At 70.2% G+C, this 13,539-nt stretch carries 14 protein-coding genes; 10 read left to right on the forward strand and 4 right to left on the reverse strand.

All coding sequences use genetic code 11. From position 1 onward, the window contains the following. Positions 1 to 112: 112 nt before the first annotated feature. Positions 113 to 1,030, reverse strand: a complete 918-nt coding sequence (locus B5557_RS43980; RefSeq protein ID WP_079663444.1) for a hypothetical protein — start codon at positions 1,028 to 1,030, stop codon at positions 113 to 115. Between the two features lie 200 nt (positions 1,031 to 1,230). Here B5557_RS43980 and argH point away from each other — a divergent pair, with 200 nt between their 5' ends. The 4 genes from argH (at position 1,231) to B5557_RS36245 (ending at position 5,994) form a co-directional block, all read left to right on the forward strand. Then, positions 1,231 to 2,658, forward strand: a complete 1,428-nt coding sequence (gene argH / locus B5557_RS36230) for an argininosuccinate lyase (protein ID WP_079663445.1) — start codon at positions 1,231 to 1,233, stop codon at positions 2,656 to 2,658. Positions 2,659 to 2,841: 183 nt separating this feature from the next. Further along, positions 2,842 to 3,813, forward strand: a complete 972-nt coding sequence (locus tag B5557_RS36235; protein ID WP_079663446.1) for an aldo/keto reductase — start codon at positions 2,842 to 2,844, stop codon at positions 3,811 to 3,813. Positions 3,814 to 3,892: 79 nt separating this feature from the next. Continuing rightward, complete coding sequence (locus B5557_RS36240; RefSeq protein ID WP_079663447.1) at positions 3,893 to 4,474, forward strand: TetR/AcrR family transcriptional regulator; 582 nt, start codon at positions 3,893 to 3,895, stop codon at positions 4,472 to 4,474. Then, positions 4,471 to 5,994: an MFS transporter gene (locus B5557_RS36245; RefSeq protein WP_079663448.1), complete on the forward strand. Its 1,524-nt coding sequence runs from the start codon at positions 4,471 to 4,473 to the stop codon at positions 5,992 to 5,994. Before B5557_RS36240 ends, B5557_RS36245 begins: the two co-directional genes overlap by 4 nt. Positions 5,995 to 6,078: 84 nt before the next feature. On the opposite strand, the gene B5557_RS36250 is transcribed toward B5557_RS36245, so the two are convergent. Further along, positions 6,079 to 6,753, reverse strand: coding sequence for a lysophospholipid acyltransferase family protein (locus B5557_RS36250; RefSeq protein ID WP_079663449.1), 675 nt, complete (start codon positions 6,751 to 6,753; stop codon positions 6,079 to 6,081). Between the two features lie 381 nt (positions 6,754 to 7,134). On the opposite strand from B5557_RS36250, the gene B5557_RS36255 reads away from it, so the two are divergent. The 3 genes from B5557_RS36255 (at position 7,135) to B5557_RS36265 (ending at position 9,454) form a co-directional block, all read left to right on the forward strand. Beyond that, entirely contained in the window at positions 7,135 to 8,337 is a 1,203-nt protein-coding gene (locus B5557_RS36255) for a glycerophosphodiester phosphodiesterase (protein ID WP_079663450.1), read from the forward strand. Between the two features lie 67 nt (positions 8,338 to 8,404). Then, positions 8,405 to 8,911, forward strand: a complete 507-nt coding sequence (locus B5557_RS36260; protein ID WP_079663451.1) for an RNA polymerase sigma factor — start codon at positions 8,405 to 8,407, stop codon at positions 8,909 to 8,911. A gap of 45 nt (positions 8,912 to 8,956) precedes the next feature. Then, on the forward strand, positions 8,957 to 9,454 hold the full coding sequence (locus tag B5557_RS36265) for a GNAT family N-acetyltransferase (protein WP_079663452.1): 498 nt from the start codon (positions 8,957 to 8,959) through the stop codon (positions 9,452 to 9,454). On the opposite strand, the gene B5557_RS36270 is transcribed toward B5557_RS36265, so the two are convergent. Beyond that, a complete protein-coding gene (locus B5557_RS36270) occupies positions 9,444 to 9,881 on the reverse strand; it encodes a hypothetical protein (RefSeq protein ID WP_079663453.1) in 438 nt (145 codons plus the stop codon). The two genes, B5557_RS36265 and B5557_RS36270, sit on opposite strands and share 11 nt — an antisense overlap. A 1-nt stretch (position 9,882) precedes the next feature. Beyond that, a complete protein-coding gene (locus tag B5557_RS36275) occupies positions 9,883 to 10,242 on the reverse strand; it encodes a hypothetical protein (protein ID WP_079663454.1) in 360 nt (119 codons plus the stop codon). 487 nt (positions 10,243 to 10,729) lie between these two features. Here B5557_RS36275 and B5557_RS36280 point away from each other — a divergent pair, with 487 nt between their 5' ends. From B5557_RS36280 to B5557_RS36290, 3 genes are all read left to right on the forward strand, one after another. Continuing rightward, positions 10,730 to 11,770, forward strand: a complete 1,041-nt coding sequence (locus B5557_RS36280; RefSeq protein ID WP_079663455.1) for a methionine ABC transporter ATP-binding protein — start codon at positions 10,730 to 10,732, stop codon at positions 11,768 to 11,770. Beyond that, entirely contained in the window at positions 11,767 to 12,537 is a 771-nt protein-coding gene (locus tag B5557_RS36285) for a methionine ABC transporter permease (RefSeq protein WP_079663456.1), read from the forward strand. The genes B5557_RS36280 and B5557_RS36285 overlap by 4 nt, the downstream gene beginning before the upstream one ends. A gap of 79 nt (positions 12,538 to 12,616) precedes the next feature. Continuing rightward, a complete protein-coding gene (locus tag B5557_RS36290; protein ID WP_079663457.1) occupies positions 12,617 to 13,459 on the forward strand; it encodes a MetQ/NlpA family ABC transporter substrate-binding protein in 843 nt (280 codons plus the stop codon). The last annotated feature ends 80 nt before the right edge of the window (positions 13,460 to 13,539 follow it).

Raw genomic sequence — 13,539 nt, forward strand, 5'->3', positions numbered from 1 at the left:
ATTATCCGGGAAATCCTTTTGGCTGTCTAAGGAGATCTGCGATTCCCTCGGTGGAACACCGCAGCGGCCGCCCCGGCCGGCGCTTCTCGGGGCGGCCGCTGGGCCTGTCACGTCACTTGTTCAACGTGCAGGCGGCCAGCGCGTTGAGACCCTGCGGCTTGGTGCCCTTGCGGCCGATCGAGATGGCGATGCGGTCGATCGTGGACGCGCGCTTGTCCTTCAGCGGGCCGAGAATCGCGTTCTGCACGAAGTTGGCGCCACCCTGGCCGACCGTGTTCTGGAGGCGGGTGTTGGCCTCGTTGATCTGCGTCTGCAGCAGTGCCAGGTTGCGGTCCACCTCGGCCTGCGCGGTGGCGGGGATCGCGGGCAGCTGCGAGGCGACGTCGGGGCAGCTGATGGTGCCGACGCCGGCCGCGCCGCCCGCGGCGTTGCCACCCGCGTTGTTGCCGGCGGCCGCGCCACCCGCGGCGTTGCCACCCGCGTTGTTCCCGGCGGCCGCGCCACCCGCGCCCGCCTGCCCGCCGGCATTGGCGCCTGCGCCTGCTCCCGCGCCGGCCCCTGCTCCCGCCCCGGCGCCGCCGCCGGCGTTGAGGGCGCACGGGGTGAGCGCCTCGAGGCCCTGCGGCTTCTGGGCGGTGCGGCCGATGGCCGTGGCGATGCGGTTGACGGTCGAGATCCGCTTGTCCTTCAGCGGGCCGAGGATCGCGTTCTGCACGAAGTTGGCGCCGCCCTGGCCCACAGTGTCGACGAGCCGCTTGTTGGCCTCGTTGATCTGCGTCTGGAGCAGTGCCAGGTTGCGGTCCACCTCCGCCTTCGCGGTGGCGGGGATCGCGGGCAGCTGGGAGGCCACGTCCGGGCATGTGATGGTGCCGGGGCTGGCGAGGGTCTTGGCGTTGGTCGTGCCGCCGCCATTGGACGACTCCCCGGCGAGGGCCTGGTTCACGACCACCGCACCGGTCAGGGCCAGAGCGGCGGCGCCGCCGATGATCGCCACGCGACGCTTGTTGTACTTCGGAAGAGCCCTGGACATGGGGATGCCTCACTTGGGTCAGGAGTGGGTTTACAAACGCGGCGCCAGCGTCGGTGTGAAGTACGGGTAAGCGGTTGTCGTTGTTCAAGGTGGCTTCGAATTCTCTTACCGAACTTCGCCGAAACCCCAGGATTGACGAATCATGCAGAGGACTGCATAATCATGCAGGACGTTCAGTGCGGCGATGAGGAGCAACGCAAGTGAGCAGCAACAGCGGTGACGTACGGCTCTGGGGCGGCCGTTTCGCCGACGGTCCCGCCGAGGCCCTGGCGAAGCTGTCCGCGTCCGTCCACTTCGACTGGCGGCTCGCGCCCTACGACATCGCCGGTTCGCGCGCCCACGCGCGCGTGCTGCACAAGGCGGGCCTGCTCACCGAGGACGAACTGACCCGGATGATCGCCGGGCTCGACCGGCTGGAGGCGGACGTCGCCGACGGCTCCTTCGTGGGCACCATCGCCGACGAGGACGTCCACACCGCCCTGGAGCGTGGCCTCCTGGAGCGCCTCGGCCCCGACCTCGGCGGCAAGCTGCGCGCCGGCCGCTCCCGCAACGACCAGGTCGCCACCCTCTTCCGGATGTACCTGCGTGACCACGCCCGGATCATCGGCGGCCTCGTGGCCGAGCTCCAGGACGCCCTGATCGGCCTGGCGGAGGCCCATCCGGACGTGGCGATGCCCGGCCGCACCCATCTGCAGCACGCCCAGCCGGTGCTCTTCGCCCACCATGTCCTCGCGCACGTGCAGTCCCTGTCCCGGGACGCCGAGCGGCTGCGCCAGTGGGACGAGCGCACGGCGGTCTCGCCGTACGGCTCGGGCGCCCTCGCGGGCAGCAGCCTCGGCCTGGACCCGGAGGCGGTCGCGAAGGACCTCGGCTTCGAGCACGGCAGCGTCGGCAACTCCATCGACGGCACGGCCTCCCGTGACTTCGTCGCCGAGTTCGCCTTCATCACCGCGATGATCGGGGTCAACCTCTCCCGGATCTCCGAGGAGATCATCATCTGGAACACGAAGGAGTTCTCCTTCGTGACGCTGCACGACGCGTTCTCCACGGGCTCGTCGATCATGCCGCAGAAGAAGAACCCCGACATCGCGGAGCTGGCGCGCGGCAAGTCGGGCCGCCTGATCGGCAACCTGACCGGCCTCATGGCCACCCTCAAGGCCCTCCCGCTCGCCTACAACCGCGACCTCCAGGAGGACAAGGAGCCGGTCTTCGACTCCTGCGACCAGCTGGAGGTCCTGCTCCCTGCCTTCACCGGCATGGTCGCCACCCTCACCGTCCACCGCGAGCGCATGGAGGAGCTGGCCCCGGCCGGGTTCTCCCTCGCCACCGACATCGCCGAGTGGCTGGTCAAGCAGGGCGTGCCGTTCCGCGTGGCGCACGAGGTGGCCGGCGAGTGCGTCAAGGCCGCCGAGGCCGAGGGCAAGGAACTGGACGAGCTGACGGACGAACAGTTCGCGAAGATCTCCTCCCACCTGACCCCCGAGGTCCGCACCGTCCTCAACGTCCCGGGCGCCCTCGCCTCCCGCGACGGCCGCGGCGGTACGGCGCCCAGCGCGGTCGCCGTCCAGCTCGCCGAGGTCAAGGCCGACGTGGCGGCGCAGCACAGCTGGGCGGACGCAAAGAAGTGACAGGGAGGCGGGGGGAGTCGGTGGCGGACACCGCACCGGCGAGCCGCCCGCCTGCTCGGGGTCGCTCGTCGAGCCCGGGGGGAAACGGACCCTTGCCGCACCTCGCGGGTGGGCTCACGTTTTGTCAGCGGCGTGCGGGTTAGGTTGGTGGCAGCCGCAAGGAGCCACCGAACGGAGCCCGCGATGCCCTTCGCCCGCCTCGCCTCAGCGACGACCCCCACCTGTCACATCGGCCTGGGTCTCGCCGCCGTCGGCCGCCCCGGCTACATCAACGTCGGACGCGACCGGGACCTCGGCGCCGACCGCAGTGTCAACGCCCTGCGCACCCGCACCCACGAACTCCTGGACGCCGCCTACGCCCAGGGCGTCCGCTACTTCGACGCGGCCCGCTCCTACGGCCGCGCCGAGGAGTTCCTGGCCGACTGGCTGAAGGTCAGGCCCGACGTCGACGACATCGTCGTAGGCAGCAAGTGGGGGTACACCTACACCGCCGAGTGGACGACGGACGCGGAGCGGCACGAGGTCAAGGACCACAGCCTCGCGGCCTACGAACGTCAGCGCGCCGAGACGGACGAAGTCCTCGGCGACCGGCTCGACCTCTACCAGATCCACTCGGTGACCCCGGACAGCCCGGCCCTCACCGACAAGGAGCTCCACGCCAGGCTCGCCGAAGCCGCCGCCCAGGGCCTCACCGTGGGTTTCTCCACCAGCGGTCCCGCCCAGGCCGACGCCATCCGCGCCGCCCTCGCCGTGACGGTCGACGGTGAGCCCCTCTTCCGTACGGTCCAGTCGACGTACAACGCCCTGGAGACCTCGGCCGGCCCCGCCCTCGCCGAGGCCCACGACGCCGGACTCACGGTGATCGTGAAGGAGGGCATGGCCAACGGCCGCCTCGCGGAGCCGTACGCGCCGGACGCCCTGAAGACCGTCGCGGGTCAGACGTCTCTCGGCTGCGACGCGGTCGCCCTCGCGCTGATCCTGCGCCGACCCTGGGTGGGGGTCGTCCTCTCCGGCGCCGCGACGGCCACCCAGCTCGCCTCCAACCTGCACGCGGCGGTCGTGGACCTCGACGACGACCAGCTCGACCGGCTGGCCACACTGGCGGAGACCCCGCAGACGTACTGGGAGCGGCGCCGCGGCCTGCCCTGGCACTGACAACCCGCTCGACCGACGCCGTTGAGGCACACATGCCCGCAGTGAGACATGAATGTCTCATGTGGGCTATGGTTGTCTCATGGCCGTCGATCGTGACCACGTCCTCCGCAGCGCCGCCGCCCTGCTGACCCGCAAATCCACCGCGACGATGGACGAGGTCGCCAAGGCGGCCGGGATCAGCCGCGCCACGCTGCACCGGCACTTCGCCGGGCGCGACGCCCTCGTCCGCGCCCTGGAGGCCCTCGGCATCACGGAGTGCGACCACGCCCTGGACGCGGCCCGGCTGGACGAGGGCCCGGCCGGCGACGCCGTACGCCGTCTGGTGGCCGAGATCGAGTCGGCCGCCGGCCTGCTCGCCTTCCTCTACACAGAGAACCAGCTGTTCGAGGGCGAGGAACAGAACCCGGGCTGGACCCGGATCGACGACCGTATCTCCGCCCTGTTCCGGCGCGGCCAGCTGAACGGCGAGTTCCGCATCGACCTCACGCCCGCCTGGCTCACCGAGGCGCTGTTCGGCCTGCTGGCCTCCGGCACATGGCTGGTGCAGAGCGGCAAGGGCGCGCCCAAGGACTTCCAGCACATGATCGCCGAGCTGCTCCTCGGCGGCGCACTACGGCATCCCGCACCACAGGACCCCGCACAACAGAGAGAGGAATCATGACCAGCACCCTGCGGCCGGCGAGCACGACCGAGGCGGTGAAGCGTCCGGACCGTTGGCTGGCGCTCTGTGTCCTCGTGCTCGCCGTGCTGCTGGTGGCCGTCGACGCGACCGTCCTCGGTCTCGCGACCCCCTTCATCAGCGAGGATCTCAAGCCCTCGGGCACCCAGCTCCTCTGGATCGGCGACGTCTACTCCTTCGTCATCGCCGGTCTGCTCGTCTCGATGGGCAGCCTCGGCGACCGCATCGGCCGCAAGCGCATCCTGCTCGCCGGCGCGACGGCCTTCGGCCTGATATCGGTCCTCAACGCCTACGCGACGACCCCGGAGACGATGATCGCGGCCCGCGCCCTGCTCGGCGTGGCCGGCGCGACCCTCATGCCCGCCACCCTCGCCCTGATCCGCAACCTCTTCCACGACCCGCGCGAACGCAGCCTGGCCGTGGGCATCTGGGGCGCGACGGCCTCCGCCGGCACCGCGGTCGGCCCCATCGTGGGCGGCTTCCTCCTCCAGCACTTCTGGTGGGGCTCGGTCTTCCTCATCAACCTGCCCGTCATGGTCGTCCTGGTCCTCGTCGGCATCAGGACGCTCCCCGAGTCCCGCACCCCGAACCCGGGCCCGTGGGACCTGGCGAGCGTGGTCCTGTCCCTGGTCGGCATGATCGGCATCGTCTACGCCGTCAAGGAGGCCGCGACACACGGCCTCACCTGGGCCTCGGTGGGCACGGGCCTGCTGGGCGCGGCGGCGCTCCATGGCTTCGTCCGCCGCCAGCTGACCCTGGAGGCCCCCCTGCTGGACATGCGTCTGTTCCGCAACCGCGGCTTCAGCGGCGCGGTCCTGGCCGACCTGCTGACCATCCTGGGCCTGTCCGGCCTGGTGTTCTTCCTCTCCCAGTATCTGCAACTCGTCCAGGGCAGGCGCCCCTTCGAGGCCGGTCTGGCCGAACTGCCCGCCGCGATCGGCGCGGTGGCGGCCGGCCTGATCGCCGGTCGCGCCGCCCGCCGCTTCTCGGTACGGGCCGTGGTTTCCGGCGGCCTCGCGGCGATCGGTCTGGCGCTGGCCGCCCTGACGACGATCACCCAGTCCACCGGCTACCCCCTGCTGGGATCCGCCCTGCTGGTGGTCGGCGTGGGCGCCGGCTTCTCCTTCACGGTGACGGCCGACGTCGTCCTGAGCTCGGTACCGAAGGACCAGGCGGGCGCGGCCTCCGCGGTCTCCGAAACGGCGTACGAACTCGGCGCGGCCCTGGGCATCGCGGTCCTGGGATCGATCGTCACGGGCGTGTACCGGGGCTTCGCAGCTCCGGCCGGAACACCGCAGGGCGCGCACGAGTCACTCGGCGGCGCGGTGGAGGCGGCACGCGGGATGCCGGCGGAGAGTGCGCAGGAACTCCTGTCGTCGGCGCGAGGGGCGTTCGTCGACGGCCTCTCGATCGCAGTGGGCGCCGGTGCGGCCGTACTGCTGGCGACCGCGGTCGCGGCATGGTTCATGCTTCGAAACGAACGGCTGGACAGCGCCCCGTAAGGGGCGCGGGGCTGTATCGATGTGCGGCTCCGCCGGGGGTGGGCGCGACCAACCCCCGCAAAACCGCACCCGGCAACACAACCGCTACGCCGCTTCCTTCGCCTTGGTCGCGTACATGTCCACGTACTCCTGCCCGGACAACCGCATGACCTCCGTCATCACGGAGTCCGTCACGGCGCGCAGTACATACCGGTCGCGGTCCATCCCGTCGTACCGCGAGAACTCCATCGCCTCGCCGAACCGAACGGTGACCCGGCCGGGCCGGGGCATCCCCGCCCCGCCCGGCTGCAGCTTGTCCGTGCCGATCATCGCGAAGGGAACGACGGGCGCACCCGTCATCAACGTCAGACGGGCGATACCGGTACGCCCCCGGTACAGGCGGCCGTCGGGCGACCGCGTGCCCTCGGGGTAGATCCCGAAGACCTTCCCCTCCTCCAGCACCCGCCGCCCGGTCATCAGCGCGGCCACGCCCCCGCGGCCGCCGTCCCGGTCGACCGGGATCATGCCGACGCCGGTGAAGAACCAGGCCATGAGCCGGCCCTTGAAGGACTTGCCGGTGACGTACTCGTCCTTGCCGATGAAGAAGACCTGCCGGTCGCACACGAGCGGCAGGATCATCGAGTCGATGAACGTGAGGTGATTGCCCGCCAGGATGACGGGGCCGTCGCCGGGAATGTGCTCCGCGCCCTCGACCCGTGGGCGGAACATCAGGCGCATGACCGGTCCGAGCACTGCCTTGATGAGCGCGAAGCGGGACAACGAGCCCTCCGATGTCAAGGGAAAACGGTATGAGTCTGTGCAGGTGAGGACGATACTCGCGGCCCGGGCCCCGGCGCACATCGGGTCACCCAGGTCTTACGCACTGTTGACGTACGTTTACCTGGACGGCGCAATCCGCGCCCGCCCTTCACCTGGGCGGAATGACGGGAACAAGGCCGTGAAACCAGCAAGGCCGTGAAACCGTACTGACCGCCTTCCCCGGCGGCCCCCGCCCATTCCGCCCGTCCGACGGCCCGTCAGGCCGTCGGACGGCACACGCCATCCACCGTCACCCGCGTGTTAGGACCGAGGTCTCCCGACGGTCATGTCCACGCCCCTACGATCGGCCCGCACGAACGAGGCGACGGTCAGGAGGCCCTCATGGGAACGCAGGACACGCAGGAGTCGAACCAGCAGGCGAGCGGGAGCGGAACCGGACGGCGGGCGCTTCTCGGCGCGGCCGTGCTCGGCGCCACCGGAGGCGTCCTCGGCCTGTCGGGCACCGCGAGAGCCACCGAGGCGGGGACCGGCGGCGGTCATGGCGGGGGTCATGGCGGGGGTCTGAAGAGCCTGCCCGTGCCGACGATCATCGGTCACCGCGGAGCCAGCGGCTATCGCCCCGAGCACACCTTCGGCTCCTACCAGCTGGCCCTCGACCTGGGCGCCGACATCGTCGAGGCCGGCGACCTCGTCCCCACCAAGGACGGCCACCTGGTCTGCCGGCACGAGCCGGAGATCGGCGGCACGACGGACGTCGCCGACCACCCCGAGTTCGCCGGCCGCAAGACCACCAAGGTCCTCGACGGCGTCTCCACGACCGGCTGGTTCACCGAGGACTTCACCCTTGCGGAGCTGAAGACCCTGCGCGCGATCGAGCGCATCCCGGCCAACCGCCCGCACAACACGCTCTACAACGGCCGCTGGGAGATCCCCACCTTCGAGGAGGTCCTGAAGTGGCAGGACGAGCAGACCCGTAAGCGCGGCAAGCAGGTCTGGATCTACCCCGAGACCAAGCACCCCACCTACTTCCGCAAGCTGGGCCTGGGCCTGGAGGAGCGGGTCGCCAAGCTGCTGCACAAGTACGGCAAGGACAGGAAGAACTCGCCGGTCATCCTGCAGTCCTTCGAGCCGACCAGCATCCAGCGCCTGAACAAGCTGGTCGACAACCCCCTCGTGGTCCTGCTGTCGGCGGCGAACACCCGCCCCTGGGACTTCGTCGAGACGGGCGACCCGCGCACCGTCGCCGACCTGATCACCCGGGCCGGCCTCAGGGAGATCGCCGGCTACGCCCAGGGCATCGGCCCCACCCTCGACCTCGTCATCCCGAAGGACGCGGCCGGCAACCTCACCACCCCGACCTCCCTGGTGAAGGACGCCCACGCGGTCGGCCTGATCCTGCACCCCTACACCATGCGCAACGAGAACCCCTTCCTGCCCACGAACTTCCGCAAGGGCACGGACGCGGACGGGTACGGCGACCCCTTCGGCGCGTTCCGCACCTACTTCGCGACCGGCATCGACGGCGTCTTCACCGACAACGCCGACACGGGCGTCCTCGCCCGCGCGGACTTCGTCAACGGCTGAGTCCCCGTTGGAGTGACAGTCGGCCGCCCCGGCAACCAGCCGCCCGGGCGGCCGCATCGTTTGGCATATGACTCACGACTTGCTCATCGCCCTGCGCCCCCTCCTCACCGCGGAGGCCTCCGCCGAGGCCCACGCCACCGGCACGGAGCCCGGCGACCTGGAACAGGCGGTCTGGCTACGGCTCCTGGAGCACCTCGCCTCCGACGGCCCGCCCCCCGACCCGCAGGGCTGGCTGCGCAGGGCCGTCCGCGCCGAGGTCCGCCGCACCCGCCGTACGACCCGCCGTGAGCAGCCGTACGAGAGCGACCCCGCCGACGACGCCTCCCGCGGTCCCGAGCAGCTCGCCCTCACCGCCGCCCGCCATCGCGCCCTGCGCGAGGCCGTGCACCGGCTGCCCGGCCGCTGCTCCCGTCTCCTCCAGGCGCTTCTCTCGCCAGAGGACCTCACCTACCGCGAGATCGCGGGGGAGTTGGGTATCTCACAGGGCAGTCTCGGACCGGAACGTTCCAGATGTCTGGGATGTCTGCGGCGTTTGCTGACGCCGGAGGTTGCGGCTCACGAAGTGCGGGGATAGGAGTGAAGGACCATAGGTGATCAGGTGAGCGGGAGGCGTGCGCACATGGGCATGAGCGTGACCATCTCGGTGGCGACCGAGCAGGATGTCGAGCAGATCTTCAGGCTGCAGTACCTGTGCTTCCAGAGTGAAGCCGCGCTGTACGGCAACTACCGCATCGACCCGCTCGTGCAGAGCCTCGACTCCGTCCGGCAGGAACTCGCCACCGACTGCGTCTTCGTGGCCCGCCTGGGCGACGAGGTGGTCGGCTCCGTACGCGGCAGCCTCACCGAGGACGGCGCCGCCGCCATCGGCAAGCTCTGCGTCCACCCCCGCCTCCAGGGGCACGGCATCGGCGCGAGACTGCTGCGCGCGGCGGAGTCGGCGCTCGCCGAGGAGCGCGGCGCCAAGAAGTTCCGCCTCTTCACCGGCCACCGCAGCGAGGGCAACCTCCGCCTCTACCGCCGCGTCGGCTACGAGACGGTCGGCACCTCCGAGGGCACGGACGGCGTACTCATGATCGTCCTGGAGAAGCAGGCGGGGGAGTACGCGGCTACGGCGTAGCGGCAGCGGCGGTGGCGGCGGTCCGGGACTTCCGCAGCCAGTACAGGGCGGACAACGGCAGCAGCACCGGGATGAACACGTAGCCCATGCCGTAGTCCGACCACACGGTCGCGTCGTGGAAGGCCGACGGCTCGATCACGGTCCAGGTACCGACGATCAGCACGCCCGCGAGTTCGGCGGCGCAGCACACCTGCGCCGCCCTGCGCGCGGTCTCCCCGCCGCGCACCAGCGAGTACGTGATGAACCCGTACACGAGACCCGCCAGCGCGGACAGCGTGTACGACAGCGGCGCCCGGTCGAACTCCGTCGCGATCTGGTACACCGACCGCGACACGGCCCCGACCACCATCACGCCGTAGAACCACACCAACAGCATCCCGGGCCCGCCGATGAGCCGGGCCGGCTTCTTCTCCCGTACCGCCGCCATCTCAGCCTCCCCAGATGTCATAGAGCCGCACCTCCAGCACGGCGAGCACCACACCGCCCGCGGCGACCGTCACCGACCCCCAGCGGGTCCGCTCGGCCAACGACATGAACCCCGCGGTCGGCACACACGCGAACGCGCCCAGCAGATACGCCACGAAGATCGTCGTGCCCTGCTCCGGCTTCTCGCCCCGCGCCAACTGCACGATCCCGACCACCAGCTGGACGGTGGCCAGAGCCGAGACCACGGCCATCCCGATGAAGTGCCAGTCCTTCGTCGGCTGGTCACGGTAGGCGGCCCAGCCGCACCAGGCGGCGAGCAGCAACGCGGCGACGCCGGTCACCAGCGTCAGGGCATCAAGCATGCAGTGACCTTATTACGGCGTAATCGACACCCCGCTGTCGGCCCCGAGGCCCGCCGGACGACGGTGGCGTCGACCACAGTCCGCCCGGCCCACCAGGCGCTCACATGCGGACCGTCCACGGCTGTCCAGCATCCGGACAGCGGGGTCTCGGTCAGGACCGTACGTCTGGTTTACTGATGCTCATGACCACGACGAGCAGCCGCACCCTTGCGACCGAGGCGACCATGACGCCCGGTGCTCGCTGTATGTGTCGAATGTGCGCCTTCTAGAGGGCCCCCGCACCACCCCCCGAGCTCGCGCCCCGAAGCGAGCCGCCGTGGCACGTCCGTACGCCGCATGTCCGCCGTACAGGACACCAGCCGCGCCCCGCGCACATGTTTCTCCCCGGTTCCCCGCCACAGCGAGAACCGTGTCGCGTCCCTGACAGCCTGCATCCGTGCGCTCTGGCACACCCATGCCCGCGCACTCGACAGTGACGGAAATCCACGTGATCACCACCACGGACCTCACCAAGGTCTACCGCTCGCGCGGCCGTGAGGTCACCGCCCTCGACGGCGTCGACCTGCACGTCCGTGAAGGCGAGGTGTACGGCGTCATCGGCCAGTCCGGCGCCGGCAAGTCCTCGCTGATCCGCTGCATCAACCTCCTGGAGCGCCCCACCGCCGGCACGGTCACCGTCGCCGGACAGGACCTCACCGCGCTCGCCGGGCGCGGACCCCGCGCCGGCAAGGAGCTGCGGCAGGCGCGCAGCCGGATCGGCATGGTCTTCCAGCACTTCAACCTGCTGTCCTCGCGCACCGTGCAGGACAACGTCGAACTCCCCCTGGAGATCCTCGGCATCTCAGGGAAGGAACGTTCCCGCAAGGCGCTGGAGCTGCTCGACCTGGTCGGTCTCGCCGACAAGGCCAAGTCCTACCCCGCCCAGCTCTCCGGCGGCCAGAAGCAGCGCGTCGGCATCGCCCGCGCCCTCGCCGGCGACCCGAAGGTGCTGCTCTCCGACGAGGCCACCAGCGCCCTCGACCCGGAGACCACCCGCTCCATCCTCCAACTGCTGCGCGACCTGAACCGCCGGCTGGGCCTGACCGTCCTGCTCATCACCCACGAGATGGACGTGGTGAAGTCGATCTGCGACTCCGCCGCGCTCATGGAGAACGGCCGAGTCGTCGAGTCCGGCACGGTCAGCGAACTGCTCGCCACCCCCGGCTCCGAACTGGCCGCCGCGCTCTTCCCGGTGGGCGGCGAAGCCACCGGCGAGGACCGCACCGTCGTCGATGTCACCTTCCACGGCGAGAGCGCCACCCAGCCCGTCGTCTCCCAGCTGTCACGCACCTACAACATCGACATATCGATCCTCGGCGCGGCCATCGACACCGTCGGCGGCCTCCAGGTCGGCCGCATGCGCATCGAACTCCCCGGCCGCTACGAGGACAACGTCGTGCCGATCGGCTTCCTGCGCGAACAGGGCCTCCAGATCGACGTCGTGGGCCAGGAGCCCGCCTCCGTGCTGGTGAAGGAAGGTGTCAAGTGACCTGGTCGGAGATGCAGCCCCTGCTGTCCCAGGCGTGTTGGGACACCCTCTACATGGTCGGCTGGTCCACGCTCATCGCCGTCGTCGGCGGCCTCCCGCTCGGCGTCCTGCTGGTCCTGACCGACCGGGGCGGCCTGCTGCAGAACGTCCTCGCCAACAGGGTGCTCGGGCAGGTCGTGAACGTCGCCCGCTCGCTGCCGTTCATCATCCTGATGGTCGCGCTGATGAACTTCACCCGCACGATCACCGGGACGACCATCGGCCGGGAGGCCGCGATCGTGCCGCTCGCCGTCGGCGCCATCCCGTTCTTCGCGCGCCTCGTCGAGACGGCTGTCCGCGAAGTGGACGGCGGGCTGGTCGAGGCCGTGCAGGCGATGGGCGGCAACACCTGGACGATCGTGCGCAAGGTCCTCGTCCCGGAGTCCCTGCCCTCCCTCATCGCCGGCACCACCACCACGATCGTCGCCCTCATCGGCTACTCCGCCATGGCCGGCACGGTCGGCGCCGGCGGCCTCGGCGACATCGCCATCCGCTACGGCTACCAGCGCTTCGAGACCGAGCTGATGTGGATCACGGTGGCGATCCTCGCCGTCGTCATCTCCCTCATCCAGTTCGCCGGCGACTACGCGGCCCGCTCCCTGCACCGCCGCGGCGGCCGCTCGGGCCCCGCGCCCAAGCTCCGCCTGCTGAAGGCGAAGGAGCCCGCGGCCGCGGACGTCGGCAAGGCGGCCACGGACGCAGCCACGGACGTCGGCAAGGTCGCATAAGCGCCCAAGAGGCGCCCCACCCCACAGACTCCCCGCTCACCCCACGCGGGGCCGCACCACCTCAGGAAAGGCACTTTTCGTGCGTAACACCGCCAAGATCACCACCGCCGTCCTCGCCGCCGGAGCCCTCACCCTCGGACTCAGCGCCTGCGGCTCGGACAAGGGCTCCGACTCCTCCTCCTCTTCCTCCGCCGCCGGCAGCCCGCTGGTCGTCGCCGCCAGCCCCACCCCGCATGCCGAGATCCTGAACTTCGTCAAGGACAACCTGGCGAAGAAAGCGGGCCTCGACCTGGAGGTCAAGGAGTTCACCGACTACGTCACGCCCAACACGGCGACGGAGGACGGCTCGGTCGACGCCAACTACTTCCAGAACCAGCCGTACCTCGACGACTTCAACAAGAAGAACGGCACCCACATCGTGCCCGTCGTCACGGTCCACCTGGAGCCGCTCGGCCTCTACTCGCACAAGGTCAAGAGCGCCGACGCCCTCAAGAGCGGTGCGGCGATCGCCGTCCCGAACGACAGCGTCAACGAGGCCCGCGCCCTGAAGCTGCTCGCCGCGAACAAGCTCATCACCCTCAAGGACGGGGTGGGCAACGACGCGACGCCCGCGGACATCACCGCGAACCCGAAGAAGCTCAAGTTCAAGGAGCTGGAGGCGGCCCAGACCCCGCGCTCCCTGGACGACGTGGACGCGGCCGTCATCAACGGCAACTACGCCATCGAGGCCGACCTCAAGCCCGCCTCGGACGCCCTCGTCCTGGAGTCCGCCAAGGACAACCCGTACGGCAACTTCCTCGCCGTGAAGGAGGGCGACGAGAGCGACCCGCGCGTCAAGAAGCTCGCCGCGCTCCTCACGTCCCCCGAGGTCAAGAAGTTCATCGCGGACAAGTACGCCGGCTCGGTCATCGCGTCCTTCTGAGGCGTCCACGCACGCGGCCTTCCGGTCACCTCCGGCTGACCCGCGCACCCACGGGGTCCACTCCATCACTCGGGGTGGAC

Source organism: Streptomyces sp. 3214.6 (assembly GCF_900129855.1).
Lineage (GTDB): Bacteria > Actinomycetota > Actinomycetes > Streptomycetales > Streptomycetaceae > Streptomyces > Streptomyces soliscabiei.